Below are 25,279 nucleotides of genomic sequence, written 5' to 3'. Positions count from 1 at the left end.
GCAGTTAAGAGGGTTGATTCTCGGCGCTCTCGGCGACTTTCACAAAGGGATAAAAACGATTGGTGGCATGATTAAAACTCATGCTTTGCCGATTCTGGTAACTTGGCGCCATTGCGCCTGTGGAGTGCTGCCATGCCCCGTCGTCTTCCGCCCCTGTATGCATTGCGCGCCTTTGAAGCCGCGGCGCGACACAGCTCGTTCACCCGCGCGGCGGAGGAGCTGTCGATCACCCAGAGTGCGGTCAGCCGGCATATCCGCACCCTGGAAGACCACTTCGCCTGCCGGCTGTTCCAGCGCAGCGGGCGCAACCTGCAGCTGACCGAGGCCGCGCGCCTGCTGCTGCCAGGTATCCGCGAAGGCTTCACCGCCCTCGAGCGCGCCTGCAATACCCTGCGCGCCGAAGACGACATCCTGCGCATGAAGGCGCCCTCGACCCTGACCATGCGCTGGCTGCTGGCGCGTCTGAGCCGCTTCCGCCATCTGCAGCCGGGCAACGAGGTGCAACTGACCAGCGCCTGGATGGACGTCGATTCGGTGGACTTCAACCAGGAGCCCTTCGACTGCGCGGTGCTGCTGAGCAACGGCCACTTTCCGCCGGACTGGGAGGCCAGCTACCTGTTTCCGGAATTGCTGATCCCGGTGGGTGCGCCGAACCTGCTCAATGACCAGCCGTGGGACGTGGCGCGACTGGCCGCCACCGAGCTGCTGCACCCGACCCCGGATCGCCGCGACTGGCGCAACTGGTTGGAGCGCATGGGGCTGTCCGAACAGGTCTCGCTCAAGGGTGGGCAGGTGTTCGACACCCTGGAGCTGGGCATGATCGCCGCGGCCCGGGGTTACGGGGTTTCCATGGGCGATCTGCTGATGGTGGCCGAGGATGTGGCCCAGGGTCGGCTGAGCCTGCCCTGGCCGACGGCGGTGGCCAGTGGCGAGAATTACTACCTGGTCTGGCCCAAGACCCGGCCTGGAGGTGAACGTTTGCGCCGCCTCAGCGACTTTCTCCAGAACGAGGTCCGGGCCATGCAATTGCCCGACGTAGAGCGGCTCGGCTGAAACGATGAAGGCCCCATGACCAGGGGCCTGCGCGATACCCGTGCGACTCGCTCAAGTATTGAGCGGCGCCGCCGAATCCTTGGAAGTGGAACCTTCGTTCTGATCGGTTCCGACATCTCATTCTTATTAGAACCATTGCCGAGCGTGTGACGCGATCAGGACGATCCGGTCTCTCGGCCAGGAGCTGTCATGCCTCAACCTCGTGCCCGGATCGCCTCGCAGCTTGGTCTCGCACTCGCCGTGGTACTGGCGATCGTGATCAGCGGCAGTACCGTCTTCGCCCTGCGCTCGCTGGACGCCGCCAACCTCGCCACCCGGGAAGAACACCTGGCCAGTGAGGCACGGCTGCTGGCCGACCAGCTCAATACCTTCCACGGCACCCTGCGCGAAAGCACCCAGCGCCTGAGCGGGCTGTTCGAAAAGCGTTTCAGCGGCGGCCTGAGCCTGCACCCGGACCAGCCGGTGACCGTGGCCGGTACCCAGACCCCGGGCCTGCACCTGGGTGACGTGGTGCTGAACAACAACTTCGAGGAAGTCGACGAGTTCAAGCAGATGACCGCCGGCGTGGCCACCGTGTTCGTGCGCAGCGGCGACGACTTCATCCGCGTCAGCACCTCGCTGAGCAAGCAGGATGGCAGCCGCGCCATCGGCACCCTGCTGGACCACGCGCACCCGGCCTACCAGAAACTCATGGCGGGGCAGAGCTATGTCGGTCGCGCGCTGCTCTTCGAGCGCCTGTACATGACCCAGTACACGCCGGTGCGGGACGGCGCCGGCAAGGTGATCGCGGTGTTGTTCGTCGGCTTCGACTACACCGACGCGCAGAACGCCCAGTTCGACAACCTCAAGCGCTTCCGCATCGGCCAGACCGGCTCCCTGGCGTTGCTCGACGAGCAGCATAAATGGCTGGTGCCGCCGGCTGGCGTACAGGCACTGGAGCAGTCGGCCACGACCATTACCGAACTGGCCGGGCAGCCGGGCAAGGGCCGCTTCTGGAGCGACAAGAGCGAGGACTTCTACAGTGTCGCCGTCCCCTTCGAAGGCGGGCCCTGGTCGGTGGTGGCGAGCATGCCGAAGGCCGAGATCCGTGCGGTGACCTGGAGCGTCGGCACGCGCCTGGTCATTGGCAGCCTGTTGGCGATGCTGCTGGCGGTGGGCGCCACGGTCTGGCTGCTGCGTAGCAAGCTTGCGCCCCTGGGCGACCTGGTGCGCCAGGCCGACGCTTTGGGCAAGGGCGACCTGAGCGCGCGCCTGAATGTCTCCAGCCAGGATGAAATCGGCCAGTTGGCGAGCAGCTTCAACCAGATGGGCCAGGCCCTGTCGACCATGGTCGAGCACATCCGCAGGGCCGCCGAGGAGGTCAATGGCCGGGCCCAGGCGCTGTCCGGGCTGTCAGGCGGGGCGTACGAGGGCATGGAGCAGCAGTCGGGCGAAATCAGCAGCATGGCCGGGGCGGTGGAGGAGTTCAGCGCCACTTCGCTGAACATCGCCGACAACATGGGCAACACCGAACGCCTGGCCCAGGAAAATGCCCAGCAGACCCGGATCGGCCGCACCTCGATGGAAGAGGCCTCGGCCTCGCTGGAGCAGATCGCCGGCGCCTTGAACAGCACCGCGACGGTGATCAATACCCTGGGCCAGCGCTCCGAGGAAATCGGCGGCATCGTCGGGGTGATCACCGCGATTGCCGACCAGACCAACCTGCTGGCGCTCAACGCGGCCATCGAAGCCGCGCGCGCCGGCGAACAAGGCCGCGGTTTTGCCGTGGTCGCCGATGAGGTGCGCAACCTGGCGTCGCGGACCCGCGAAGCCACCGACGAAATCTCGGGGATGATCAACAGCATCCAGCAGGAAACCGGCAACGCCATCGCCACCATGGAGCAGGGCAATGTGCTGATGCAGGAAGGCCTGTCGCGCAACGCCAATGTCGCCTCGGCTCTGGCGCGCATCGACGAGCAGAGCCGCTCGGCCGGCCAGCAGTTCGCCGCGATCACCACCGCGACCCAGGAGCAGAGCAGCACCGCGACCCTGCTCAGCAGCAACCTGCAAAGCATTGCCCTGGCCAACAGCGAACAGCGCGAAGTGGTGTCGAACCTGGCGATCACCGCCAAGGAACTGGAGAAGCTGGCGGCGGACTTGCGCCAGGAGGTCGATCGGTTCCGTTGATACCGGTTGCGTGCTCCGATCGCGTGGCCGCTGGGCACCGGCGGGAGGCCGATTGCAAATGCGTGGGGCTGGGCTAAAACATAGGGGCAATTTCCCTACAGGATGCCTTCCCGGCAGGAGCTGACATGTCCCGTCTCACTCGTTTTGCCCTCCGTACAGCCGTACTGCCCCTGGCGCTGGCCAGCCAGATGGCGTCCAGCCAGGAGGCCGCGGGATTCATTTCTCCGGCTTCCTGGTACAGCGCCTTCAACGCTATCGCCCAGGTGGCGTGCCATAACTGCTACGAAAAACAGTACGCCAGCACCTTCACCAGTGTGCTCGACAGCGTGCGTACCCTGGAGCTGGATTTCTGGGACCAGCGCGATGCGGTCACCGGTGGTTCGGCCGGTCACTGGTTCGTGCGGCACAACCCCGGCACCCTGTTCCAGTCCGGCAATGACAACAACTGCACCGGCGACGGCAAAGGCACCAACGATCTCGAGGCCTGCCTCAACGACATCAGGCTCTGGAGCGACAGCCATCCGGGGCACTTCCCGATTACCCTGATCCTCGACAAGAAGCAGGGCTGGTCGAAGGAAAGCTCCGGGCGTACGCCGAAAGACTTCGATGATCTGGTCAGCCGGATTTTCCAGGGCAAGCTCTATACCCCGGGCGACCTGGCCCAGCACCTGGGTGTCAGCAGCAGTGCCTTGCAGGGCTCGCTCAAGGGCAAGTCCTGGCCGACCGCTAGCCAACTGCAGGGCAAGGTGCTGCTGGTGCTCAACCACTCGGAGAACCAGAAGCTCTCGCAATACGCCGAAGCCCGAACCACCAGCGCCAAGGTGTTCATTTCACCGGTCACCAACGGCCAGAACGATGTCAGTGGCGAGGTCAGCGGCATGTCCAGGACGTCGTCCGGTTACGTGGCCATGAACAACATGGGCAAGGGCGACAAGCAGTGGGCCGCACAAGCCTTTGCCTACAGCCACATCGGTCGGGTGTGGGGTGATGACGGCGTGTCATTCACCCAGCACATCGCCGAGAAGGTCAATCTGTCGGCGTATTACAAGTTCGCCGAAGCCAAGGATGGCAACGGCTATCGCATCCGGCCGTTCTAATGTTTCAGTGGGGCTCGTCCGGTTCGGCGAGCCCCGGATCCACCCGCTTGCCGATATCCCGCAGGCGTGCGAGCTGATCGACCATGGTCGGCGCTTCATCCAGGCTGCTGACAAAGGTCCACAGGTAGGTCATCACCGCGTACACATGCCCGGCCTTGACCCCTTCGGTCAGGGCCAGTTGGCTGATGGCGATCACGAACAGCAGCGCGGCCGCCGAGCCAAGCAGGAGATAGGCCGCCGCCTCGCGGTCCGACAGCCAGATCCGCAGCCGCGACAGTAGCCGGTAGTGCCGTTGCAGGGACGTGGCGCCGACCTTGGCCACCAGGCCGATTTCCTTTTCCAGCCGGTCGTTCAGGCGCTCATGCAGCTCCTGATTGCGCCGGGCAAAACGCGGCAGCAAGGTGATGCACAGCAGCAAGGCCACCAGGCAGGCCAGGCCGACCCAGGGTTCGATCACCAGCAGCATCACCGCCGCCCCGACAATCGAGACCAGCGCGGTGGCGATGGTTGGTACGTGCTTCTCGAAGAAGTCGACGAACTCCCGAGCCAGCACCACCCGCGCCGCGGCGGTGGAGGTGCTCTGGTTCTGCAGGCGCTGGTTGAGGATCACCGGCACCGCCAGGTCGGCGTAGATCCGCGTGAAGGTGCGGGTATCCACCGCCCGCCGCGCGGCCCCGACCACCCAGAAGCCCAACACCACCAGGGCATAGACCAGGGCGCTGCCGGCGTCGCCGCGAATGATCGAGTCCACCGCGAACCCGGCAAACAGCGGGTAGGCCAGCAGCAACGCGTTCTCCAGCGCCACCAGCGACAAGGTGCAGAACAGCTTGCCGGGGTAGGCGCGGGCGATGGCTTTCAGGGTCTGGCTGGCGGATTGCTGGCCGATTTTCTTGCTTTCATCGATCAGGACTTGCGGGGTAACGGCTGACATGGGTGCACCGGAGGGAAGATAAACGCTATTATTGAGCGACTGCTCAATGGTATTTGAGCGATCGCTCAAAATGCAAGCGCCATCCATCCACCGGCGCCCTGAGGTAATGCCCGTATGTCCCGTACCGACCGCAAAGACCAGATCATCGCCGCCGCCCTGGAGCTGTTTCTCAGCAAGGGCTTCGCCGCCGTTTCCACCCGCGACCTGGCGGACCACGCTGGCCTGTCCCGTAGCCACATCTATCACTACTTCAGCGATTGGAACGAATTGCGTCGCGAAGCCTTTGTGCGTTTTGCCACAGAGCAACTGGACGCCGTAGGCGCCCCCCTGGTTGGCTTGCCGCCGCTTGCGGCCCTGCACGGATTCCTGCGCGATTGCCTGCCGGTTTCCGCCGAAGACAGCTGGGCGCTGTGGCTCGATGCCTGGGATGAAGCCATGCACGACACCGCGCTGGCCGAGGCCTACCAGAAGGTGGATGAGCAGTGGCAGGCCATGCTCGCCAGCATCATCGAAGCCGGCGTGCAGGCCCAGGTGTTCCAGTGCGCATCACCCGCACGCGCAGCCCGGCAGATCTTCGCCCAGATCATGGGCTATGCCGACGGCCTGTTGCTGCGACCCTCGGCCGAGGCCGCCGCAGCGGCGATGGACGAGGTGATGGAAGTGGTCGAGTTGTTATTGAAGATTCGCTGAGCCCTGGAGAGGCGTTCGAGTGTGCCGACCGGTTGCGGAAATTAGGTTGCTGAAACGATTCATCAGCGCTATAAAAATCCCACAACTCCAATAAAGGCACACGCCCATGACACCGCTCAGACTGCTGGTCGCTCTTTCCGCATTCACCGCTGCTTCCCACGCCATGGCCTGGGACTATGTCCTGCTCGATACCGACAAGGCCGCCCAGGACTTCCATATCACCAGCGCGCAGCTGGGGGTGAAAACCGCCAAGCCCTTTTCCGTGACCCTGCGTACCCTGCATGGCGGGCGCCAGGAGGGGGTGAGCATTGTCGATATCGACAACGGTGCGATGAAACTCTCGGTAGTGCCGACCCGCGGCATGAACGTGCTGCAGGCTTCCGTCGGCCCGGTGCGCATGGGGTGGGATTCGCCGGTCAAGGAGGTGGTCAACCCGTCGTTCATCGAGCTCAACGGTCGTGGCGGCCTGGGCTGGCTGGAAGGGTTCAACGAGCTGGTGACCCGCTGCGGCTACGAGTGGGTAGGGCACCCGGGCATGGATAACGGCGAGCTGCTGACCCTGCACGGTCGCGCGGCGAACATCCCGGCGAACAAGGTCACCCTGCATATCGACGAGAAGCCGCCGTACGCCATCAGCCTGCACGGCGAGCTCAAGGAACAGGCGTTCAAGAAGGTCGATTTTTCGGTGGCCACCGAGTTGGTGACCGAGCCGGGCAGTGTCAGTTTCGCCCTCAACGACACCCTGACCAACAACGGCGATTACCCGAAGGAATACCAGGCGCTGTATCACAGCAACTTCAGCACGCCGTTCCTCGAAGAGGGCGCGAAGTTCGCTGCACCGGTGAAGCAGGTGTCGCCCTTCAATGACAAGGCCAAGGCCGACCTTGCCGATTGGCAAACCTACCGCGGCCCGACCCGGGACTACGACGAGACCGTCTACAACGTGGTGCCTTATGCCGATGCCCAGGGCGATACCCTGACGGTGCTGCACAACAAGGCCGGCAGCCTCGGCGTGGCGGTGGGCTTCAATACCCGGCAGCTGCCGGTGTTCTCCCTGTGGAAAAACACCGACACCCAGGGCCAGGGCTATGTGACCGGCCTGGAGCCGGGCACCAGCTTCTCCTACAACCGTCGCTACCAGCGCCCGCTGGGCCTGGTGCCGACCATCGAGGCCAGGCAGAGCAAGCAATTCCAGATCCGCTACAGCCTGCTGGCCGACAAGGCGGCTGTGGATAAGTCCCTGGCCGAGATCAGCCAGATCCAGAATGACCGGCAGACCGAAGTACGGCCGACGCCGTTGGTGGACCTGAACAAGGAGTGATCCTCTTCAGCTCGCGGCCGGCCGGTATTGCAGCGCTTCGGCCAGGTGCTCGCGGCTGATCTGCTCGACCTGCTCGAGGTCCGCCAGGGTGCGGGCGACCTTGAGCAGGCGGTGGGCGGCGCGCAGGGACAAGGTCAGGCGTTCGCAGGCGGTTTCCAGCCAGCGCTCGTCGGTTGTGGATAACTGGCAATGTCGGCGCAGGCCCGGCAGATCGAGAAAAGCATTGGCACAACCCTGGCGTCGCTGTTGCCGCTCTCGGGCGCGGGCCACCAGGGCCGCGGCTTGCGCGGTGTTGTCCCCAGCCTGGGGCTTGGGGTTGAGGGCCGTGCTTTCCCGGGCCACGGTCAGGTGCAGGTCGATACGGTCGAGCAGCGGCCCGGAGAGCTTGTTGCGATAACGCTGGATCTGCTCTGGGGTGCAGCGGCAGCGGCCACTGGGTTCGCCCAGATATCCACAGGGGCAGGGATTCATCGCCGCCACCAACTGGAAACGCGCGGGAAAATGCACCCGGTCACGGGCCCGGGCAATGACGATCTGCCCCGACTCCAGCGGCTCGCGCAGCACCTCCAGCACCTTGCGATCAAATTCCGGCAATTCATCGAGGAACAGCACACCGTGATGGGCGAGTGTGATTTCCCCGGGTTGCGGTTTCGAGCCTCCCCCCACCAGCGCCGGTCCAGAAGCCGAGTGATGAGGTTGACGGAAGGGCCGTTGCGGCCAATGGCTCAAGGGAATGTGACTGGTGACCGATTGGATGGCGGCCACTTCCAGGGCTTCCTGCTCCTCCAGCGGCGGCAACAGGCCGGGCAGGCGGCTGGCCAGCAAGGTCTTGCCGGTGCCTGGTGGGCCGCTGAACAGCAGGTTGTGCGCACCGGCCGCGGCCACCAGCAGCGCGCGTTTGGCAGCCAGTTGGCCCTGCACTTCATTCAGGTCGGGATAGGGGCGGTTCTGGTAGAGCAGGCCGTCCGAGGCATAGGGCTCGATCGGGGTGTGGCCGTTGAAGTGAGCGACGGCTTCCAGCAAATGCTCGACGGCAATCACCTTCAGTCCTGAGGCCAGGCAGGCTTCCTCGGCATTCGCGCGCGGCACCATCAGCATGCGGCCGGCCTGGCGCGCGGCCAGGGCCGCCGGCAGCACGCCGCGCACCGGGCGAACCGCGCCGGAAAGCGCCAGCTCGCCCAGGCATTCGACATTCTCCAGGGCCAGTGTCGGCACCTGCACGCTGGCGGCAAGAATGCCCAGGGCAATTGCCAGGTCGAAGCGCCCGCCGTCCTTGGGCAGGTCGGCCGGGGCGAGGTTGAGGGTGATGCGCCGGGCCGGAAAATCGAAGCCGGCATTGAGAATGGCGCTGCGCACCCGGTCCTTGCTTTCCTTGACCGCCGCTTCAGGCAGGCCCACCAGGGTCAGGGCCGGGAGGCCGTTGGCCAGATGGACTTCGACCGAAACGGCCGGCGCTTGCACGCCGGTCTGGGCACGGCTGTGGACAATGGCCAGAGACATGACTCGTTCCTTGAGGCTGGGAAACCGCGTCCTGCGGTTGTGCAAGCCTAGCCCCGGCCGAGGCTACGCCGCACCAGCAAATAGACTCAGGATGTTGCGGCGGGCGGCTCAGCCGCGCCAGTCGTGGGACCAGCCCGGTTGGGCGATGCGCTGTTCGTACAGGGCGATGTCCGACTGATTGTCGACTTCCACCCAACCGCCGCGAATGGCCACGGTGGCGATGGCGGTGCCGGCCTGGAGCAGGGCACGCAGCAGGCTGGTCATGTCCAGTTTGTCGATCTGCGGGGCGCTCATGCCGGACAGCAGTGCCCGGACCTGGCGCCATCCTGCGGGGGTGAATTTCAGCAGGCCCATGTATTGGCCCTCGATTTCCTCGCGGCTGGCGACCCTTTCACCGATACCCAGCAACTGGCCAGCCTGTTGACGGAAGCTTTCGGCGTCGCTGAGGGGATCATCGGAGCGCGCCGACCACAGGTCCCACCAGTCGAGGTCGTAGGTGATGCTCAGGGGGGCCTGGGAGGCCATCAGGTCACGGACGATGTCCGGGCGGTAGACGATATCGCCGTAGCACACCAGGGTCGGTTCGCTGGATAGCAGGGCATCGGCGCGTATCAGGCTGCGCACCATGTTGCTGCTGGCCCAATGCGGGTTGTACAGCCGGCTCTGGCCATAGCCTTCAAGGGCTTCGCTGCAATAACCGCTGACCAGATGCACCTCGTCGACACCGGCGTTTTCCAGGGCTTGCAGTTGCCATTCGAGCAGCGGCTTGCCAGCCAGGCGGGCCAGGGGCTTGGGTTGCGCGGCGGTCAGGTGTTTCAGGCGGGAGCCGCGGCCGGCGGCGAGAATTACGGCTTTCATGTCAGGTCACTCAAAGAGCCATTGGCACAGTTGTCGATCGGCTTCGTCCAGCGTTGCTTCGCGCTCGGGATGCCACATGATGCCGGCCACCTTGAGGCTGGTATGCACCAGGGCCTCGCAGGTTCCGGCTGCGTCCAGGGCCCAGGGGCGCAGGGTGGCGGGCAGCGGGTCGAGCAACTGTTTGCCGTGGAAGGAATTGACCGAGCGCGAAGCGGCCTGGCCCGGTAGCCAGGGCAGCTCGTCGGCGGCCAGCAAGGTGATGAGGTGACGTTGCGCGACGTGCACGTCGCGGTCGGCATCGGCCAGCCGGCCGCCGAAAAAGCTGTGGATCAGTTGCAACCCGCGGCAGACCCCCAGCACCGGCAGCCGCTCGGCCACGCAATGGGCCAGCAGCGCCTGTTCGCTCCGGTCGCGCAACGGGTCGCCGCCGAGGTCGTCGCCACCGCTGAAGATCACGCCTTGCACGCCCTGGGCACGGGCATAGGCCACGGTGTCCTCGCCCAGGTTGGGCAGCAGCAGCCATTGATTGCCGCAGCCGAGTTCGGCAAAAAAGCGGTACCAGTCCCTGGCCAGGCCGTCGCGCGGTTCGTGATAGGCCTGCGGGTTGCAGGTTCTCAGGGTGATGCCGAGGCGTTTCATGGCTGCACCGGGTTCAGGGTCTTGTCGCGACAATTGAGGGCGATGCGCGGGCTGCGCAGGATCCGGTTGAACAGCTGTTCGCCACAACCGATGGCCGCTGGAATGCCGAACTCGGCGCAGCGGATGGCCATGTGCGAGTTGGCCCCGCCGTATTGGGTGACCAGCCCGGCGATGCCGCGGGTGAAGACCCAGTCATAGCCGGGGTCGGCATTTTCGATGCAGACGATCTTGCCCTTGAGCGGCGCCGAGGCCGGGGTGTCCTGGCGCAGTTCCATGCCGACGGCTTCGACGTTCTGCCGGGTGATGAAGTTGGGCAGGCTGCGATGCAGCGGCGCCACGAACACATCGTCGACGGCGCTGATCAGGTGCCCGAGCTTCAGCGAGATGCCCTGTTCATAACTGCGGCGCGCCTGGCTGGCCGACTCCAGCAGGACCCGGTCGGTGTCGTCCATCAGCGGCGTGGTGAGGCTGTCGAGCAGCGGGTGGATATCGAGAAAGGACAGGTCTTCCCTGGCCAGGCCAACGTCGGCGCCCCAACTCACCAGCAGTTGCAGGGCGTCGGACAGGTCCCGGGTGAACACCAGCTTGGCGTACTCCCGGGCCTGGATGGCCTGGCTGGCATAGTCCAGCAAGTGTTCGGTCGACAGCGGCCAGCCTTGTTCGTCGATCAACTGCTGCAGGGCCTGGCGCTCTTCGGGGTGCAGTTGGAAGGTTGCTTGCGAACTCTCGCCATGACCCAGCTCGACGGTCGCGGCAGCGAACAGGTCGTGGCGCTCGTCATAACGCAATGAGGTGATGTCGTAGGTACCGGGACGCAGATGGCCGAACTTGGCGACAAAGGCTGGCAGTGTCCGGACGTCGGCGCAGACCTGGGCGTATTCGCGCGTCAGTTCGGTGGTGACGGTGTGGATCGACTGCTTCCAGGCCAGCAGGCGCTCGTTGCTCAGGGCGCCACGGCGGCAGGCCGAGCGCAGCAGGGCTTCGGCGATGAATGCATGCCGGGCGAGCATGGCGAACGGCAGCGTGCCTTGCTCGCGGCAGTCCAGCAGCAGGCGGTGGATGCTGTCGAGGTCGGCTGGAATGGCATCGAGACGCCGGCGTTGCTGCTGGCGCTCGTGGGCGCGCACCTGGTCCAGCAAGGGCGGCAGCGCGCCGGCGCCGTTACCGCTCAGCGCGCGCAGCGTCAGTTGGTCGAGGGCCGAGCGATAGGCCCGTTGCTCGGCGGCGCTGAGGCTGTCGCCATAACGCTCGGCGAAGTCGGCGTCGAAGGTGAAGTCCAGGCAGGTCTGGACGACTTCGAACTCGACCTTGTCGTGCCATTGCGGGTGGGCTTGCAGGCGCTGCAGCCAGGCGTTGACCAGCCTGGTGCACACCCCCGGCTCCAGGCCCGCCGGCAGGAACGAGTTGAAGCTGCAGCGCACGTCGATATACGGGTGATGGCCTAGCATCACCATCAGCGCCTGGTGCCGCGGGTGGTGATAGCCCATCAGGGCGCGCGCTTCGCGCCAGGTCGAATCGGTCACCAGGCGCCGATACAACGAGGCCGCCAGCGGGCGCGGAGTGGTGCCGATGATTTCCGCCGGGTTCCAGTCGGGCATCACCCCCAGCAAGGTGCTGTCGCCATACAGACCAGTCTGGGGCGCCAGGCGTTTGCCCAGGAAGCGCTGGATGTGCTCGAGCTGGCGCGCCACCCGCCGTTCGGTGACCGGATGCCAGGTGTTGCACAGGGTGATGCGCCGTACCTGCAACACATACACCTGCTGGTGGTGGTCGACGGCGAATTCGATGTCCAGCGGCACGTTGCCGCAGAGCGTTTCCAGCTCCCTGCAGGCGTCGATCACTGCCTGCAGGCGTGGCGAGCGCAACTGGGCACTCTCGGTGTTGCGGTAGACCAGCACGGTTTTCTGGATGCCCTGGCCGCCGGTGATGGTATCGGTCAGGCCGCTCTCGTCGTCGTAGTTCACCACGTAATAAGGGGCGCCATGCTCCAGGTCGTGGGTCATCACCACGCCGCTCATCTGGATCGAGGTCAGCATCGGCTGGACCAGAACCTGGTTGTCCTCGCAGCGGTGCTCGGCAAAGGACGCGATCACCTGTTCGATGGCGACGCTCAAGGCCCGAGGGTCGGTGATACTGACATTCAGGCAACTGGTGAACAGGCCGGCCATGGAACTGTTGACGCTGTCTTCGTTCTGCGCGCTGCTGCGCACGATCACGCAACCGCCATGCTCCATCCTGGCGATGTTCTGCAGCACGTTCGCGGGGGCATCAAGCCACTGCCGCGCGGTGAAGAAGTACAGCGGCAGGATCCGCGAGCGGATGACCCGCGGCTGCAGGCGCTCCAGGGTTTCGGACTTGGTCCCGAAACGAATGGTGTTCGCGGCGGCCTGGTTCATGGCGCGTCCTCGTGCTTGTCCACCGCCAACAGGGCCAGGTGCTTGAGCAACGGGTGAATGATGAAGTAAGGCGGCTTCTCGGCCTCGGCCGGCAGGGGTCGCAGGGCCTGGGCGCCTTCGCGACGCCAGTGGCTCAGGACTTGTACCAGCAGGTCGGCGCGGATCGCATTGTCATACAGGTAGTCGACGTCCATGCCTGGCGGCGGCAGCGGATAAGCCTTGCGCGCCAGCACCGGGCCGGTGTCGATCTGCTCGTCGAGCAGCAGGGCGCTGGCGGCGCATTCACGCTGTTCGATGATCTGGTAGTACAAGGTGGTGCTGCCACGATAATCCGGCAGCCAGCCGGAATGGATATGCAGCACCGGGTAACGACTCAAGAGGGCCGCCGGCACCAGTTGCCCGCCGTACCCAGAGTAGACCAGCAGGTCCGGCGCCTGGCGGGCGATCAGTGTGAGCAGCTGCGGGTCGTCGAGGGCCTGGGCCGGGCACACCTCGTGGGGCCAGCCCAGGGTGGCCAGGCAGGTGTCGAGGTCCTGGCTCAGGTCCGGGCAGAACAACCCTGCAAGTGGCTGTACCTGCAACTCGCGGGTGGTCTGCAACGCGCCGCCGCCCTGGCCGTAGACAATTACCGCGTCAGGTTCGATACCGGCTGCCGCCATGCCTTGCAGGTAGGCGACCGAGCGCGCGGTGCGGGCGCAGAGGATCAGCAGGCGGACGCGACTCATAGGCCGGCCTCCCGGGCGACGGTGGCCAGCACCTGTTGTTCCTGGGTCAGCAGCCAGGCCAGGTAGGCGCCCTGGTCCGGGTCGAGGCGGCCCTGCTGCGACACCAGGGTGTCCGTCAGCTTGAGCAGGCCACTGAGGTAATAGGCCGCGCCGCTCGCTTGCCAGCCGTGCAGCATGCACTCGGCCAGCAGCAGATAAGGCGGTACGGACCCGTAGCTGCCGTGGGGCAGCGGACGGTGCGGAGCCGCGGCTTCGTAGCCGGTATACAGGCGTTTGCTCACTTCGAATTTCTTCAGCAGGCGCGGCAGCCAGTAGGCTGCCAGCGGGCCGGAGACTCCGGCGCCCGCGCGCATTTCCAGGCACAGGTGGCTCAGCAGCGCCGTGCTGTCCTCGGCGTGCGCCGGGCCTTGTGGATGCAGCGTGGGCAAGGCCGGCGCCGGCAAGTGGGCGCACGCAGCCAGGCGCGAGGTGCGCCAGGCGTCGACTAAGGCTTCGCCCTGGAAGCTGCTGTAACGGTAGGTCTGTGGGTTTTCCAGCAGGTCCCCGTCGCTGTAGACGTAGTTCAGCATGACAGTGGATACCCACAGAGCTGGCGAATGCGTTCCACGTAGCCAGGAATATCGTCGGGCTCGTGACGGTTGTGCAACACCAGGTCCGGGCGTTGCGGCGGCGGGTATTCGATGTCCACGCCCACCACGTTGCTCTGTTCGCCACGCAGGGCGGACTGATACAGCCCCTTGTTGTCACGGCTGACCAGGGTGCTCAGCGGCACATCGACGAACACTTCCCGGTAGCTGGAGAAACGCTGGCGGTTGTCGTCGCTGATGTCCTGGAACATCGACAGGATGCAGCAGACCACATCGATGCCCTGGCCATCGAGCCAGCCGCACAGGGCCTGGATCCGTTCGGCGTTGACCCGCCGTCCGGCGACGCTGTAGGCATCCGCCCGCTGGTCATGGCGAAACAGCGCGCGAATCTCGTCGCCGTCGACGAACACGGTCTGCGGCCGCTGCGCTTTCAGGCTGGCATACAGGGCCCGGCCAATCGTGGTTTTGCCCGCTCCTGACATGCCGACCAGCCAGATCACCATGGCTTCACCCCTGCTTGAGTATGTTTTCGATGTTGCGCAGCGCCAGTACCGCCAGCTCCGCCGAGAAACCATAGCTGGGAGCGAAGTAATGGCGACGCAGGCGCTGACGGACTGCGGCCTGCTGTTGCCAGAGGCTCTCGTCCCCCAGCAGGTCGGCCAGTTGCCAGCGCGCCTCGGGGTCGAGGTTGACGATGTCATTGCGCAGCAGCACATCGGGCGACTCCTCGCCGGTCAGCGCGTCCTGCTCGGCGTCCGGTACGTTCAACAGCAGCAGGTTCTTGTCCAGGTACAGGGCGCCGAACGCGGTTCCGCCGTAGTCCGAAACCACATAGTCGGCGCAGCGGAACAGGGTGAGGTTGTCGTAGACGCGGGTAATCACCGCGGTGAACGGGTATTGCTCAAGCAGTTTCAGCGCCTCGGGATCGGCCTCGGCCGACAGCGGATGGGTCTTCACGATGACGTTGTAGCGATCGCACAACCCGGCCATGGCGTCGGCGAAGCGGCTGATCGACGACAGCTCCATCCAGGTCGGCAGCCACAGCACGGTCTTTTTCGTCGGGTCCAGGGCCAGGTCCGCCGGGTGCTGGCCTTGCAGCGAGGTTTCGCGGAAGTAGGCGTCGTAGCGCGGGTAACCCATCTGGAAGGTCACGGCATCGCAGCATTCGCGCAGGCGCTCGGCCTGCCAGGGGCCGAAACACAGAATCAGGTCGTAGTGCCGGTTCCAACTGGAAAAGTTGTGTTTGTACTTGCCCAGGGCGTACATGAAGCGCACCTGCCGATGGCCCAGCGCCTTGATCATCGGCTGTGAGCCGTGGTCGTACATGCTGTGGTTGGAGACCACCACGTCATAGCGGTGATTGGCCTTGATCACATCCAGGCTGCCGTGGCAGCTGTAGCCCAGGCCGCCGATCAGTTCGCGGCTTTGCGCGCGCTCTTCATGGGTGCCATGCAGGACCACGTCGAAAGCGTCGGCCCCGAGCAGGCTCCAGACCGCCTGATAGTGATTGAGCATCTCGGCGGTATGAACGAAGAAGGCCAAGCGGCTGAAGGGTTTTGGCGCGGTCATAGGGCTACCTGGTGCAATTAAGTCGAGGCAAGCGTTCGCGTTGCTTGGCGGTGTTGCGGGGCATGACTCGCCCAAGGGGGGCCAGGATCGCAAACGCTGGACATGTTATCGGCGGAGTAGGGGGGAAATGAACGGGCGGGGCGGAAAATCTTTGCTGGCAGGGCCCGGCTCGACCGATGGCAGGTGCTGCCCGGTCGAGCCTATGCGCAGGAGCGCGGTCGAGTTGGTTATTGCTCGCTCGGATTGAGCTTCGCTTCCAGCTCGGCCACCTTCGCCTCGAGGCTTTCCAGGCGGGCGCGGGTGCGGGCCAGGACGACCATCTGGCTGTCGAATTCTTCCCGGCTGACCAGGTCCAGCTTGCTGAAGCCGCTTTGCAGCAGGGCCTTGAACTGGCTTTCGATTTCGGCGCGGGGCAGTGGGGTATCGCCGCTGAACAGGCGGGCGGCATGGCCGCTCAGGGCATCGAGGAGGTCTTTGGGCGCGAGCATGGGAGGTGTCCTGAAAACAATGGCGGGCAGTGTATCACGCACTGTCTATAGTCAATTGGCAGGCGGGGATGCACGCTTTTCGCGCATTGCGCCGGGCAGTGGCGCACCGTTGTTGTGCGTATCCGTGGCGATGATGGCGAAGTGGTCTCCGTGGCGGCGGCCAAGGGACTGAAATCAGTGGGTTTTCATGAGATGGCAAGGTTTCTGCTTAGTCGCTGATGACCCATGCACTGATGCAGTCGCTGTGACGAATGCAGTGCGGCAGGCGGAGCGGGGAAGTGTTTCGTCGGCAGCGGTTAGCTGGCGTCGGTCTGGTCGAGGAAGGCCGACGATGCGTTACAAAGCCAGGCACTGCGCTTAGACTTGAGTCGGGTTTGTTTTCCTGGGGCAAGTCCACCAATTCGGGAGAAAGTTTCATGAAGCTAGTCACTGCCATCATCAAGCCGTTCAAGTTGGACGACGTGCGCGAGTCGCTGTCCGAGATCGGCGTGCAGGGCATTACCGTTACTGAGGTCAAAGGCTTCGGCCGGCAGAAGGGGCACACCGAGCTGTATCGCGGCGCGGAGTACGTAGTCGACTTCCTGCCCAAGGTGAAGATCGACGTCGCCATCGACGACAAGGATCTTGATCGGGTCATCGAGGCGATAACCAAGGCCGCCAACACCGGCAAGATCGGTGACGGCAAGATCTTCGTGGTCAATCTGGAACAGGCTATTCGCATCCGTACCGGCGAAACCGATACCGACGCCATCTAAGCCGCCCCAAACCCAACGCCCCAGGAGAAAACAATATGACTCTGCGTAAAATCGCAGGGCTAGGAGCCCTGTTGTCCCTCGTAATGCCTGGCCTGGCCATGGCGGCGGACGAAGTGGCAGCCCCAGTCCTCAATTCCGGCGATACCGCCTGGATGCTGACCTCGACGGCCCTGGTGCTGTTCATGACCATTCCCGGCCTGGCGCTGTTCTACGGCGGCATGGTGCGCTCGAAAAACATTCTTTCCGTGATGATGCAGTGCTTCGCCATTACCGGTCTGATCAGCATCCTGTGGGTCATTTATGGCTACAGCATCGCGTTCGACACCACCGGCATGGAGCAGGGCGTCGTCAACTTTAACTCCTTCGTCGGCGGCATGGGCAAGGCCTTCCTGGCCGGCGTCACCCCGGCGAGCCTGACCGGCCCGGCGGCGCTGTTCCCCGAGGCGGTGTTCATCACCTTCCAGATGACCTTCGCCATCATTACCCCGGCGCTGATCGTCGGTGCCTTCGCCGAGCGGATGAAGTTCTCCGCCATGCTGATCTTCATGGCCATCTGGTTCACCCTGGTCTACGCGCCGATCGCGCACATGGTCTGGTCCGGCAACGGCGGCCTGATGTGGGACTGGGGCGTGCTGGACTTCGCCGGCGGCACCGTGGTGCACATCAACGCCGGTATCGCCGGCCTGGTGGCTTGCCTGGTGCTGGGCAAGCGTAAAGGCTTCCCGACCACCCCGATGGCGCCGCACAACCTGGGTTACACCCTGATGGGCGCGGCCATGCTGTGGATCGGCTGGTTCGGCTTCAACGCCGGTTCCGCCGCCGCCGCCAACGGCACCGCCGGCATGGCGATGCTGGTGACCCAGATCGCCACCGCCGCCGCGGCGCTGGGCTGGATGTTCGCCGAATGGCTGACCCACGGTAAGCCAAGCGCCCTGGGCATCGCCTCGGGTGTGGTTGCCGGCCTGGTGGCGATCACGCCTGCCGCTGGCACCGTAGGCCCGATGGGCGCCCTGGTGATCGGCCTGGCTGCGGGCGTGGTGTGCTTCTTCTGCGCGACCACCCTGAAACGCAAACTGGGCTACGACGACTCCCTGGACGCCTTCGGCGTGCACGGTATCGGCGGTATCCTCGGCGCGATCCTCACCGGCGTGTTTGCCGCGCCATCGCTGGGCGGCTTCGGCACCGTGACCGACATCGCCGCACAAGTGTGGATCCAGTGCAAAGGCGTGGGCTTCACGGTGATCTACACCGCGATCGTCACCTTCATCATCCTCAAGGTGCTGGATGTGGTCATCGGGCTGCGTGTCACCGAGGAAGAAGAGTCGGTCGGCCTCGACCTGGCGCAACACAACGAGCGTGGTTACAACCTGTAATTTCGCCTGAAAAAAATGCCCGGCTTGCCGGGCATTTTTTTGTCTGCGTTTTGTCATTGAGAGACAGCTGAAAGGTTTTTCCCAGAGCTTGTCAGCCAGTTTGATGAGCGCTTTTTTTTCGGGTCAATGACTTACAGCATTGGAGGAATATTCGGCACTTTGTTTTTTCCCAGAGCGCGCTAGAATGCGCGCCGAATGTGCGGAGAACTGTATGTGGCAACAGACTCTGATTACCCTGCGGGCAAGGCCCCGGGGCTTTCATCTGGTAACGGACGAGTTGCTCGCCGGCCTGCCTGAACTGAAGGCATGCCGGGTCGGTCTGTTGCATTTGTGGCTGCAGCATACCTCGGCCTCGTTGACCATCAACGAGAATGCCGACCCTGCGGTTCGTCGTGACTTCGAGCGTTTTTTCAACACCCTGGTGCCGCAAGGCATGGCCGGGTATGAACATGACGACGAAGGGCCCGATGATCTGCCGGCGCACTTCAAGGCCAGTTTGCTAGGCTGTCAATTGAGCTTGCCGGTATCGGCAGGTCGCTTGGCGTTAGGCAGCTGGCAAGGCGTTTATCTGGGCGAGCATCGCGATCATGGCGGTGCCCGCAAAGTCCTTGCCACCTTGCACGGTGATAAGGCATAAGCCGCTGGTTATCAGTGGATGTTGATTTTTTTCCAGCGGCCTTCGACAGTCGGCTCAGCTGGGCTATAACTAATCTGCTTTTCGCAAGTCATGAGGTAGAACATGAGCGACGATGATCTGGAAAACGACGACCTCGAAGTAGGCGACGAAGACGAAACCGAAGAAGGTCTTGAAGCGGCCGCCGACGATGTGGCGGAAGACGATGGCAGTGATGTTCCTGCCCCGACCGCCAAAGGCAAGGCCAAGGCTGCCGTCTCGGTAGACGAGTTGCCGAGTGTCGAAGCCAAGAACAAAGAGCGTGATGCACTGGCGCGCGCCATGGAGGAGTTCCTGGCCCGTGGCGGTAAAGTGCAGGAAGTCGAGGCCAATGTGGTTGCCGATCCGCCCAAGAAGCCTGATAACAAGTACGGTAGCCGGCCTATCTAAGCGCCCGCCACTTGCTTGCTGAAAAAGCCCGCCGTCGCTGCGGGCTTTTTCATGGGCGCTTGTTGGGCAATGACACCGTATTGCGGTGATCGAGCTATCAGGCGCCGCTGTGCCAGCGCGCCAGCAGTTTCGGCAGTTCGGTCAGGCTGCGGATTTCCGCGTCCGGCAGCCGCTCGGCCTCCCAGACCTTGCCGGCCGGGTTGAACCAGATGGCCCGCAAGCCGGCCTGCTGCGCCCCGGCGATGTCGTCGCCCGGGTGGTCGCCGATGTGCACGGCGGTGTCCGGCGTCGCCTCGCCCCGTTGCAGGGCCTCGTGAAACAGCCGTGCATCGGGCTTGGCGATGCCGATGTCTTCGGCGCACAGGGCGAACTTGAAGTAATCCGCCAGCCCCAGGCGGCGCACATCGGCGTTGCCATTGGTGACCACGCCCAGCGCGAAGTGGTTGGCCAATGCTTCCAGGGTCGGTTGTACCTCGGGAAAGATATCGAGCTGATGCCGGGCATGCAGGAACACTTCAAAACTCTGGTCAGCCAGGGCATTGGCCTGGCCCTGGTCGTAGCCGGCTTCCTCCAGCGCATGAAACAGCACCCGCCGGCGCAGCGCGCTGATGCGGTACTTGAGCCCCGGTTCGTTGTTCAGCACCCGTTCACGGATGGTCCAGAGATGCTCCACCGGTACGCTGCCCAGCTGCGGAGCGTGGTCGGTCAGCCACTGGCGCAGTACGGCTTCGGCGCTGACGATCACGGGCGCGGTATCCCACAGCGTGTCGTCGAGATCGAAGGTGATCAGCTTGATCGTCATTACTCACCGCCTTTGTTGCGTTTGGCCCGTGGGTGGGCGCTGTCGTAGACCGCTGCCAGGTGCTGGAAGTCCAGGTGGGTATAGATCTGCGTGGTCTTGATATCCGAGTGCCCCAGCAGTTCCTGTACGGCGCGCAGGTCCTGGGAGGATTCCAGCATGTGGCTGGCGAAGGAGTGTCGCAGCATGTGCGGATGCAGGTTCTGTCCCAGCTCGCGCTCGCCGGCGGCCTTGACCCGCAGCTGGATCGCCCGGGGGCCCAGGCGCCGGCCCTGTTGGCTGACGAACACCGCGTCGTCCGGCGGATTGCTCAGCGCCCGCAGTGGCAGCCAGAGTTGCAGCGCCTCGCGGGCCTTTTTGCCGACCGGCAGGACCCGTGTCTTGCTGCCTTTGCCGTGCACCTGCACCAGGCCGTCGGCCAGGTCCAGTTGTTCGAGGTCCAGGCTGGTCAGCTCCGACAGGCGCAGCCCGGAGGAGTAGAACAGCTCGAGAATCGCCTGGTCGCGGTGCGCGAGGAAATCGTCCTCCACCGCGCCATCGAGCAATTGCAGGGCGCGATCGGTGTCCAGGGTCTTGGGCAGGCGACGCTCGCCCTTGGGCGGCGCCAGGCCATTGGCCGGGTCGTGATTGCACAGGCCTTCGCGGTTCAGGTAGTGATACAGGCCGCGCACGGCGGAGAGCAGGCGCGCCAGGCTGCGGGAGGATTGGCCCTGCTGGTGCAGGCGCGCAATCATGCTGCGCAGGCCCTGGATGTCCAGGTCGGACCAGCTGGAAACCTGCTGCTTGGCACAGAAGGCCAGCACTTTTTCCAGGTCGCGGCGGTAGGCTTGCAGCGTATGGGGCGACACTTGGCGCTCACTGCGCAGGTGCTCGCAGTAGGCGTCCAGTTGTCGTTCCATGGTCAGCGAACCGAGCGTAGCGAGTGAGTGAAGCGCGGCAGCACGCGGCCCATGACTTCGGCGATGTAGCTGAGGAACAGCGTCCCCACCGAGCTTTTGTAGTGCTGCGGGTCGCGGCTGGCGATGGCCAGCACGCCGTGAATGCCCTGATGGGCGATGGCGACCACGGCGCTGGAGCCGATCTGCTGGCGCTGTTCTTCGCCGAACAGGAAGTCCAGCTCATGCTCGCGCAGGCTGCCGCTGACGCTCTTGCCTTCGGTCAGCAAGCCACCGATGGCGGTCTGGGCGTCGGCGGCGGTGACCCAGCGGCCTACCGGCATGGCACTGTCGCTGAATAGGATCAGGCTCACGAACGGCACCTGGAAGTCCTGGCGCAGACTGTCTTCGACGCTCATCACCACGTCTTCCAGGCTGTTGGCATCCATCAGCGCGAGAATCAGGCGGCGGGTCTTCTCGAAGAGCCGGTCGTTGTCGCGGGCCACGTCCATCAACTGCGAAAGCCGGTGGCGCATCTCGATGTTGCGCTCGCGCAGGATCTTCATCTGCCGCTCCACCAGCGAGATGGTGTCACCGCGCTGATGAGGAATGCGCAACGCCGGGAGCAGTTCTTCATGCTCGACGAAGAAGTCCGGATGCGCCTCCAGATACGCGGCGATCGCCGCCGCCTCGAGGTTTTCGGCAGGAGATTCGTCGGGCTGTTCGGCTGGAACCTGAGGCTGATCAGTCATGGTTTTCGCTCATTCAAAGACGCACCTGTCCTTCGTATACGCGCACTGCCGGGCCGGTCATCTTCACCGGTTGGCCAGGGCCTGCCCACTCGATGGACAGGCGCCCGCCCGGCAGGTCGATCAATAGCGGCGAATCCATCCACCCCTGGCTGATCGCGGCCACTGCGGCGGCGCAGGCGCCAGTACCGCAGGCCTGGGTTTCCCCGGCGCCACGTTCCCAGACCCGCAACTGCGCGCGCTGACGGTCGATGACCTGGATAAAGCCGACATTGACCCGGGCCGGGAAGCGCGAGTGATGTTCGATCTTCGGTCCCAGCTCATGCACCGGCGCGCTGTTGATGTCGTTGACCCGCAGCACGGCATGGGGGTTGCCCATGGACACGGCGGCCAGCTCGACGCTCTGGCCGTCGACTTCGACCTGGTAACTCAAGGCCTGGGCCGGCGCCACGAACGGAATCTGCTCGGGCACCAGGCGCGGCGCGCCCATGTCGACGCTGATCTGACCGTCGTTGCGCACATCCAGTTCGATGATGCCGCTCTTGGTCTCGACGCGGATCTGGCGCTTGGTGGTCAGGCGCTTGTCCAGCACGAAACGGGCGAAACAGCGTGCACCGTTGCCGCACTGCTCCACTTCGGAGCCGTCGGCATTGAAGATCCGGTAGCGGAAGTCCACGTCCGGGTTGCTTGGCGCCTCGACGATCAGCAACTGGTCGAAACCGACACCGGTGTTGCGATCGCCCCATTGCTTGGCATGTTTGGGCAGGATGTGCGCGTGCTGGCTGACCAGGTCGAGGACCATGAAATCATTACCCAGGCCGTGCATCTTGGTAAAACGCAGCAGCATGGTTCTACTCCGGCAGCAGGCTTTCGCCAGCAAACAACTCGGCTACCGTCTCGCGGCGACGCACTTCAACAGCCTGTTCACCATCGACCAGCACTTCAGCAGCGCGACCGCGGGTGTTGTAGTTGGAGCTCATGACGAAACCGTAGGCACCGGCCGAATGCACGGCCAGCAGATCGCCTTCTTCCAGCGCCAACTGACGTTCCTTGGCCAGGAAGTCGCCGGTTTCGCAGATCGGGCCGACGATATCGTAGGTACGTGCCTGGCCATTGCGCGGGCGCACGGCGCTGACGTCCATCCAGGCCTGGTACAGGGCCGGGCGGATCAGGTCGTTCATTGCCGCGTCGACGATGGCGAAGTCCTTGTGTTCGGTGTGCTTGAGGTACTCGACCCGGGTCAGCAGTACCCCGGCGTTGGCGACGATGAAGCGGCCGGGTTCGAAGACCAGTTCCAGGTCGCGGCCGTCGAGGCGTTCGCGCACGGCCTTGACGTAGTCGGCGGCCAGCGGCGGCTCTTCATCGCGATAACGCACGCCCAGGCCACCACCGAGGTCGATGTGGCGCAGGTAGATGCCGCATTCGCCCAGGCGGTCGACCAGGTCCAGCAGACGGTCGAGGGCATCGATGAAGGGGGCCAGGGTGGTCAGTTGCGAGCCGATATGGCAGTCGACGCCGACCACTTCCAGGTTCGGCAACTGGGCCGCGCGGATGTACACGTCTTCGGCATCGGCGATGGCGATACCGAACTTGTTTTCCTTCAAGCCGGTGGAAATGTACGGGTGGGTGCCCGCGTCGACATCCGGGTTGACCCGCAGCGAGATCGGCGCGCGAACATTGAGTTCGGCGGCGACCTGTTGCAGGCGCTCCAGCTCGTCGCTGGACTCGACGTTGAAGCAGTGCACACCGACTTCCAGGGCGCGACGCATGTCGTCACGGGTCTTGCCGACACCGGAGAAGACGATCTTGTCGGCCGCGCCGCCAGCTGCCAGGACGCGTTCCAGCTCGCCGCGGGAGACGATGTCGAAACCGGCGCCCAGACGCGCCAGCACATTCAGTACACCCAGGTTGGAGTTGGCCTTTACCGCGAAGCAGACCAGGTGCGGCATGCCGGCGAGGGCATCGGCGTACGCGTGGTACTGCGCTTCGATATGCGCTCGGGAATAGACGTAGGTCGGCGTGCCAAAGCGTTCGGCAATGGCGGACAACGCTACACCTTCCGCGAACAGCTGCCCGTCGCGGTAGTTAAAAGCGTCCATGGGGTTCCCTTAGTTGGTGTCGTGCTTGTGCGACTGCGAGTGACCCTGGTCTTCGGGGGATTTGCTGTCATCGGGAAGATACAGCGGGCCTTTTTGACCGCAGGCAGTGACAAGGCAGGCAACCGCGACGAGCGCAGCAAGGGAAGAGATCAGGCGCTTCATGGCGAAATCCTTGAGAATGCGTTAATTGCGCCCGAGTATACCGACCACCCGACGGCTTGCCTATGCGCTGGAACACCCGTCCGGCGGGCCTTTGCCCCGGGCGCAGGGGTTGGGCGCGGCGGTTGCGGGGATATTTTCTCTGCTGTCCGCGCCCTTGATCGGTATCCTTTGCATTCGCCCGGATGCGCCCGTATCTTGCGGCGCTTGAGCGTGAGTAGACACTTTTCGAGGTTCCCGCAATGAGTTTGACTGAAGCCCGTTTCCACGACCTGGTCGATGCCACCCAGCAGACGCTGGAGGACATTTTCGAGGAGAGTGACCTGGATATCGATCTGGAGAGCTCCGCCGGTGTGCTCACCGTCAAGTTCGAAAACGGTAGCCAGGTGATCTTCAGCCGCCAGGAACCGCTGCGTCAGCTGTGGCTGGCCGCGCGCTCCGGTGGCTTCCACTTCGACTACGACGAAGAAAGCGAGCGCTGGATGTGCGACAAGAGCGAAGAGCAGCTGGGCGAAATGCTCGAGCGCATCGTCCTCGAGCAGGCCGACATCAAGCTCGAGTTCGAAGGGCTCTGAGACCGTGACGCCAACCGCCCCGGTGCGCCCGCCCAAGCCGCTGTACAGCAATGTCAGCCCGGCCGTGGCCTCGCCCTGTATCAGCCTGTGCCGGCTGGACGAGGAAAAAGTCTGCAAGGGCTGTTTCCGGCATGTCGAAGACATTCGCGAATGGCGCTCGGCGGACGATGAGCGTCGGCGCGTCATCTGTCGCCAGGCGCTGGAGCGCAAGCGGGCGGCGGCGCCGAGCGCCGGCTAGCCCGGGCCCCTAAATCCGGTAGCTTGTTTATTTGTGCTGCTGTGGTAGTGTCCGGTTACGCCTCGCCACATCGAGGCCGGTGAAAACCCCGTCTTATCTAGACGGGGTTTTGCTTTTTTGTGCCGAAAAAAGGAGTCTGCCTGGATCATGAGCACCGCACCTTCCATCATTCTCACCCGCCTCGACGTGCAGCGTCTGGAGCGCCTGATCGACAGCCTGGACGACACGCTGCCTGGCGTCATTGCGTTGCAGACCGAGCTGGATCGCGCCGAAACCCTGGTGGGCCACGATGAAGTCCCGCCCGGTGTCGTGACCATGAACTCGCGCGTGCATTGCCGCGAAGAGGGCAGCGGCAAGGACTATCACCTGACCCTGGTGTATCCACAGGACGCCAATGCCGACGAAGGCCGGATCTCTATCCTGGCGCCGGTGGGCAGCGCCTTGCTCGGCTTGCAGGTCGGGCAGTACATCGACTGGCCAGCACCGGGCGGCAAGACCCTGAAGCTGACCCTGCTGGAAGTGGAATACCAGCCCGAAGCGGCTGGCGATTTTCACCTCTGATTAAGCGTCTCTG

At 64.2% G+C, this 25,279-nt stretch carries 28 protein-coding genes; 12 read left to right on the top strand and 16 right to left on the bottom strand.

Translation table 11 applies throughout. From position 1 onward, the window contains the following. The first annotated feature begins 132 nt into the window (after positions 1 to 132). The 3 genes from DK261_RS03350 to DK261_RS03340 all read left to right on the top strand — a co-directional run bounded on the left by DK261_RS03350 (position 133) and on the right by DK261_RS03340 (position 4,316). Positions 133 to 1,053 carry a LysR substrate-binding domain-containing protein gene (locus DK261_RS03350; RefSeq protein WP_009051546.1) on the top strand — a complete coding sequence of 307 codons (921 nt, stop codon included), beginning with the start codon at positions 133 to 135 and terminating at the stop codon, positions 1,051 to 1,053. A 189-nt stretch (positions 1,054 to 1,242) separates the two neighbouring features. After that, positions 1,243 to 3,219, top strand: a complete 1,977-nt coding sequence (locus DK261_RS03345; protein WP_038635898.1) for a methyl-accepting chemotaxis protein — start codon at positions 1,243 to 1,245, stop codon at positions 3,217 to 3,219. A 125-nt stretch (positions 3,220 to 3,344) separates the two neighbouring features. Next, positions 3,345 to 4,316, top strand: coding sequence for a Ca2+-dependent phosphoinositide-specific phospholipase C (locus DK261_RS03340; RefSeq protein ID WP_016703169.1), 972 nt, complete (start codon positions 3,345 to 3,347; stop codon positions 4,314 to 4,316). Positions 4,317 to 4,320: 4 nt separating this feature from the next. Here DK261_RS03340 and DK261_RS03335 read toward each other — a convergent pair whose 3' ends face one another. Then, the gene (locus tag DK261_RS03335; protein ID WP_177411701.1) at positions 4,321 to 5,247 is read right to left on the bottom strand and encodes an ABC transporter six-transmembrane domain-containing protein; all 927 of its coding nucleotides are present in this window, start codon (positions 5,245 to 5,247) and stop codon (positions 4,321 to 4,323) included. A 114-nt stretch (positions 5,248 to 5,361) separates the two neighbouring features. On the opposite strand from DK261_RS03335, the gene DK261_RS03330 reads away from it, so the two are divergent. Together DK261_RS03330 and DK261_RS03325 are read left to right on the top strand one after the other, a co-directional pair. After that, on the top strand, positions 5,362 to 5,937 hold the full coding sequence (locus tag DK261_RS03330) for a TetR/AcrR family transcriptional regulator (protein ID WP_009051542.1): 576 nt from the start codon (positions 5,362 to 5,364) through the stop codon (positions 5,935 to 5,937). Between the two features lie 106 nt (positions 5,938 to 6,043). Next, complete coding sequence (locus DK261_RS03325; protein WP_110175282.1) at positions 6,044 to 7,258, top strand: aldose 1-epimerase family protein; 1,215 nt, start codon at positions 6,044 to 6,046, stop codon at positions 7,256 to 7,258. A gap of 6 nt (positions 7,259 to 7,264) precedes the next feature. Here DK261_RS03325 and DK261_RS03320 read toward each other — a convergent pair whose 3' ends face one another. The 9 genes from DK261_RS03320 to DK261_RS03280 all read right to left on the bottom strand — a co-directional run bounded on the left by DK261_RS03320 (position 7,265) and on the right by DK261_RS03280 (position 16,020). Next, the gene (locus DK261_RS03320) at positions 7,265 to 8,758 is read right to left on the bottom strand and encodes a YifB family Mg chelatase-like AAA ATPase (RefSeq protein ID WP_016703171.1); all 1,494 of its coding nucleotides are present in this window, start codon (positions 8,756 to 8,758) and stop codon (positions 7,265 to 7,267) included. Between the two features lie 108 nt (positions 8,759 to 8,866). After that, positions 8,867 to 9,616 (bottom strand): phosphocholine cytidylyltransferase family protein, encoded by a 750-nt coding sequence (locus tag DK261_RS03315; RefSeq protein WP_110175281.1) that lies wholly within the window; start codon positions 9,614 to 9,616, stop codon positions 8,867 to 8,869. A 6-nt stretch (positions 9,617 to 9,622) separates the two neighbouring features. Continuing rightward, complete coding sequence (locus tag DK261_RS03310; RefSeq protein ID WP_110175280.1) at positions 9,623 to 10,255, bottom strand: gamma-glutamyl-gamma-aminobutyrate hydrolase family protein; 633 nt, start codon at positions 10,253 to 10,255, stop codon at positions 9,623 to 9,625. Next, on the bottom strand, positions 10,252 to 12,651 hold the full coding sequence (locus DK261_RS03305) for a PEP/pyruvate-binding domain-containing protein (RefSeq protein ID WP_110175279.1): 2,400 nt from the start codon (positions 12,649 to 12,651) through the stop codon (positions 10,252 to 10,254). Before DK261_RS03305 ends, DK261_RS03310 begins: the two co-directional genes overlap by 4 nt. Then, on the bottom strand, positions 12,648 to 13,376 hold the full coding sequence (locus tag DK261_RS03300) for a formyltransferase family protein (protein ID WP_110175278.1): 729 nt from the start codon (positions 13,374 to 13,376) through the stop codon (positions 12,648 to 12,650). The genes DK261_RS03305 and DK261_RS03300 overlap by 4 nt, the downstream gene beginning before the upstream one ends. Beyond that, a complete protein-coding gene (locus DK261_RS03295) occupies positions 13,373 to 13,945 on the bottom strand; it encodes a hypothetical protein (RefSeq protein WP_110175277.1) in 573 nt (190 codons plus the stop codon). The genes DK261_RS03300 and DK261_RS03295 overlap by 4 nt, the downstream gene beginning before the upstream one ends. Continuing rightward, on the bottom strand, positions 13,939 to 14,466 hold the full coding sequence (locus DK261_RS03290) for an adenylyl-sulfate kinase (protein ID WP_016703177.1): 528 nt from the start codon (positions 14,464 to 14,466) through the stop codon (positions 13,939 to 13,941). The genes DK261_RS03295 and DK261_RS03290 overlap by 7 nt, the downstream gene beginning before the upstream one ends. A gap of 4 nt (positions 14,467 to 14,470) precedes the next feature. Further along, positions 14,471 to 15,532, bottom strand: a complete 1,062-nt coding sequence (locus DK261_RS03285; RefSeq protein WP_016703178.1) for a CDP-glycerol glycerophosphotransferase family protein — start codon at positions 15,530 to 15,532, stop codon at positions 14,471 to 14,473. A gap of 227 nt (positions 15,533 to 15,759) precedes the next feature. After that, a complete protein-coding gene (locus tag DK261_RS03280; protein ID WP_007926648.1) occupies positions 15,760 to 16,020 on the bottom strand; it encodes an accessory factor UbiK family protein in 261 nt (86 codons plus the stop codon). A 416-nt stretch (positions 16,021 to 16,436) separates the two neighbouring features. On the opposite strand from DK261_RS03280, the gene glnK reads away from it, so the two are divergent. From glnK to sutA, 4 genes are all read left to right on the top strand, one after another. Then, a complete protein-coding gene (gene glnK, locus DK261_RS03275; RefSeq protein ID WP_002555808.1) occupies positions 16,437 to 16,775 on the top strand; it encodes a P-II family nitrogen regulator in 339 nt (112 codons plus the stop codon). Positions 16,776 to 16,810: 35 nt separating this feature from the next. Beyond that, complete coding sequence (locus tag DK261_RS03270; protein WP_009051452.1) at positions 16,811 to 18,148, top strand: ammonium transporter; 1,338 nt, start codon at positions 16,811 to 16,813, stop codon at positions 18,146 to 18,148. A 211-nt stretch (positions 18,149 to 18,359) separates the two neighbouring features. Further along, complete coding sequence (locus DK261_RS03265) at positions 18,360 to 18,785, top strand: secondary thiamine-phosphate synthase enzyme YjbQ (RefSeq protein ID WP_016703180.1); 426 nt, start codon at positions 18,360 to 18,362, stop codon at positions 18,783 to 18,785. A gap of 102 nt (positions 18,786 to 18,887) precedes the next feature. After that, positions 18,888 to 19,211, top strand: a complete 324-nt coding sequence (gene sutA, locus DK261_RS03260) for a transcriptional regulator SutA (protein WP_007926654.1) — start codon at positions 18,888 to 18,890, stop codon at positions 19,209 to 19,211. 97 nt (positions 19,212 to 19,308) lie between these two features. On the opposite strand, the gene DK261_RS03255 is transcribed toward sutA, so the two are convergent. Genes DK261_RS03255 through DK261_RS03230 form a run of 6 tightly spaced genes read right to left on the bottom strand, consistent with a single transcriptional unit; the run spans position 19,309 to position 23,895 of the window. After that, positions 19,309 to 20,013, bottom strand: coding sequence for an HAD family hydrolase (locus DK261_RS03255; protein WP_038635931.1), 705 nt, complete (start codon positions 20,011 to 20,013; stop codon positions 19,309 to 19,311). Continuing rightward, positions 20,013 to 20,909 (bottom strand): tyrosine recombinase XerC, encoded by an 897-nt coding sequence (gene xerC / locus DK261_RS03250; RefSeq protein WP_016703181.1) that lies wholly within the window; start codon positions 20,907 to 20,909, stop codon positions 20,013 to 20,015. The genes DK261_RS03255 and xerC overlap by 1 nt, the downstream gene beginning before the upstream one ends. A gap of 2 nt (positions 20,910 to 20,911) precedes the next feature. After that, positions 20,912 to 21,637 (bottom strand): DUF484 family protein, encoded by a 726-nt coding sequence (locus DK261_RS03245; protein WP_009051448.1) that lies wholly within the window; start codon positions 21,635 to 21,637, stop codon positions 20,912 to 20,914. A 13-nt stretch (positions 21,638 to 21,650) separates the two neighbouring features. Beyond that, positions 21,651 to 22,481: a diaminopimelate epimerase gene (gene dapF, locus DK261_RS03240; protein WP_009051447.1), complete on the bottom strand. Its 831-nt coding sequence runs from the start codon at positions 22,479 to 22,481 to the stop codon at positions 21,651 to 21,653. A gap of 4 nt (positions 22,482 to 22,485) precedes the next feature. After that, positions 22,486 to 23,733, bottom strand: coding sequence for a diaminopimelate decarboxylase (lysA, locus tag DK261_RS03235; protein ID WP_110175276.1), 1,248 nt, complete (start codon positions 23,731 to 23,733; stop codon positions 22,486 to 22,488). A 9-nt stretch (positions 23,734 to 23,742) separates the two neighbouring features. After that, on the bottom strand, positions 23,743 to 23,895 hold the full coding sequence (locus DK261_RS03230) for a lipoprotein (RefSeq protein WP_007926668.1): 153 nt from the start codon (positions 23,893 to 23,895) through the stop codon (positions 23,743 to 23,745). 239 nt (positions 23,896 to 24,134) lie between these two features. Here DK261_RS03230 and cyaY point away from each other — a divergent pair, with 239 nt between their 5' ends. From cyaY to rnk, 3 genes are all read left to right on the top strand, one after another. After that, complete coding sequence (gene cyaY / locus DK261_RS03225; RefSeq protein ID WP_007926670.1) at positions 24,135 to 24,467, top strand: iron donor protein CyaY; 333 nt, start codon at positions 24,135 to 24,137, stop codon at positions 24,465 to 24,467. A 4-nt stretch (positions 24,468 to 24,471) separates the two neighbouring features. Beyond that, positions 24,472 to 24,705 carry a DUF1289 domain-containing protein gene (locus tag DK261_RS03220; RefSeq protein ID WP_028683671.1) on the top strand — a complete coding sequence of 78 codons (234 nt, stop codon included), beginning with the start codon at positions 24,472 to 24,474 and terminating at the stop codon, positions 24,703 to 24,705. A 147-nt stretch (positions 24,706 to 24,852) separates the two neighbouring features. After that, complete coding sequence (gene rnk / locus DK261_RS03215; RefSeq protein ID WP_007926672.1) at positions 24,853 to 25,266, top strand: nucleoside diphosphate kinase regulator; 414 nt, start codon at positions 24,853 to 24,855, stop codon at positions 25,264 to 25,266. The last annotated feature ends 13 nt before the right edge of the window (positions 25,267 to 25,279 follow it).

The organism is Pseudomonas sp. RW409 (genome assembly GCF_003184125.1).
GTDB lineage: Bacteria > Pseudomonadota > Gammaproteobacteria > Pseudomonadales > Pseudomonadaceae > Aquipseudomonas > Aquipseudomonas chlororaphis_I.
This window is presented reverse-complemented; position numbering and strand designations above follow the sequence as displayed.

Bases quoted from the DNA above. Each gene is read 5' to 3' on its own strand.
- DK261_RS03330 (WP_009051542.1), top strand. From the start codon at position 5,362: ATGTCCCGTACCGACCGCAAAGACCAGATCATCGCCGCCGCCCTGGAG.
- xerC (WP_016703181.1), bottom strand. From the start codon at position 20,909: ATGGAACGACAACTGGACGCCTACTGCGAGCACCTGCGCAGTGAGCGC.
- DK261_RS03305 (WP_110175279.1), bottom strand. From the start codon at position 12,651: ATGAACCAGGCCGCCGCGAACACCATTCGTTTCGGGACCAAGTCCGAA.
- DK261_RS03345 (WP_038635898.1), top strand. From the start codon at position 1,243: ATGCCTCAACCTCGTGCCCGGATCGCCTCGCAGCTTGGTCTCGCACTC.
- DK261_RS03285 (WP_016703178.1), bottom strand. From the start codon at position 15,532: ATGACCGCGCCAAAACCCTTCAGCCGCTTGGCCTTCTTCGTTCATACC.
- DK261_RS03350 (WP_009051546.1), top strand. From the start codon at position 133: ATGCCCCGTCGTCTTCCGCCCCTGTATGCATTGCGCGCCTTTGAAGCC.
- dapF (WP_009051447.1), bottom strand. From the start codon at position 22,481: ATGCTGCTGCGTTTTACCAAGATGCACGGCCTGGGTAATGATTTCATG.
- DK261_RS03270 (WP_009051452.1), top strand. From the start codon at position 16,811: ATGACTCTGCGTAAAATCGCAGGGCTAGGAGCCCTGTTGTCCCTCGTA.
- sutA (WP_007926654.1), top strand. From the start codon at position 18,888: ATGAGCGACGATGATCTGGAAAACGACGACCTCGAAGTAGGCGACGAA.
- DK261_RS03290 (WP_016703177.1), bottom strand. From the start codon at position 14,466: ATGGTGATCTGGCTGGTCGGCATGTCAGGAGCGGGCAAAACCACGATT.
- glnK (WP_002555808.1), top strand. From the start codon at position 16,437: ATGAAGCTAGTCACTGCCATCATCAAGCCGTTCAAGTTGGACGACGTG.
- DK261_RS03245 (WP_009051448.1), bottom strand. From the start codon at position 21,637: ATGACTGATCAGCCTCAGGTTCCAGCCGAACAGCCCGACGAATCTCCT.
- DK261_RS03320 (WP_016703171.1), bottom strand. From the start codon at position 8,758: ATGTCTCTGGCCATTGTCCACAGCCGTGCCCAGACCGGCGTGCAAGCG.
- DK261_RS03310 (WP_110175280.1), bottom strand. From the start codon at position 10,255: ATGAAACGCCTCGGCATCACCCTGAGAACCTGCAACCCGCAGGCCTAT.
- DK261_RS03325 (WP_110175282.1), top strand. From the start codon at position 6,044: ATGACACCGCTCAGACTGCTGGTCGCTCTTTCCGCATTCACCGCTGCT.
- DK261_RS03335 (WP_177411701.1), bottom strand. From the start codon at position 5,247: ATGTCAGCCGTTACCCCGCAAGTCCTGATCGATGAAAGCAAGAAAATC.
- DK261_RS03295 (WP_110175277.1), bottom strand. From the start codon at position 13,945: ATGCTGAACTACGTCTACAGCGACGGGGACCTGCTGGAAAACCCACAG.
- DK261_RS03265 (WP_016703180.1), top strand. From the start codon at position 18,360: ATGTGGCAACAGACTCTGATTACCCTGCGGGCAAGGCCCCGGGGCTTT.
- DK261_RS03315 (WP_110175281.1), bottom strand. From the start codon at position 9,616: ATGAAAGCCGTAATTCTCGCCGCCGGCCGCGGCTCCCGCCTGAAACAC.
- cyaY (WP_007926670.1), top strand. From the start codon at position 24,135: ATGAGTTTGACTGAAGCCCGTTTCCACGACCTGGTCGATGCCACCCAG.
- DK261_RS03255 (WP_038635931.1), bottom strand. From the start codon at position 20,013: ATGACGATCAAGCTGATCACCTTCGATCTCGACGACACGCTGTGGGAT.
- DK261_RS03230 (WP_007926668.1), bottom strand. From the start codon at position 23,895: ATGAAGCGCCTGATCTCTTCCCTTGCTGCGCTCGTCGCGGTTGCCTGC.
- DK261_RS03300 (WP_110175278.1), bottom strand. From the start codon at position 13,376: ATGAGTCGCGTCCGCCTGCTGATCCTCTGCGCCCGCACCGCGCGCTCG.
- rnk (WP_007926672.1), top strand. From the start codon at position 24,853: ATGAGCACCGCACCTTCCATCATTCTCACCCGCCTCGACGTGCAGCGT.
- lysA (WP_110175276.1), bottom strand. From the start codon at position 23,733: ATGGACGCTTTTAACTACCGCGACGGGCAGCTGTTCGCGGAAGGTGTA.
- DK261_RS03280 (WP_007926648.1), bottom strand. From the start codon at position 16,020: ATGCTCGCGCCCAAAGACCTCCTCGATGCCCTGAGCGGCCATGCCGCC.
- DK261_RS03340 (WP_016703169.1), top strand. From the start codon at position 3,345: ATGTCCCGTCTCACTCGTTTTGCCCTCCGTACAGCCGTACTGCCCCTG.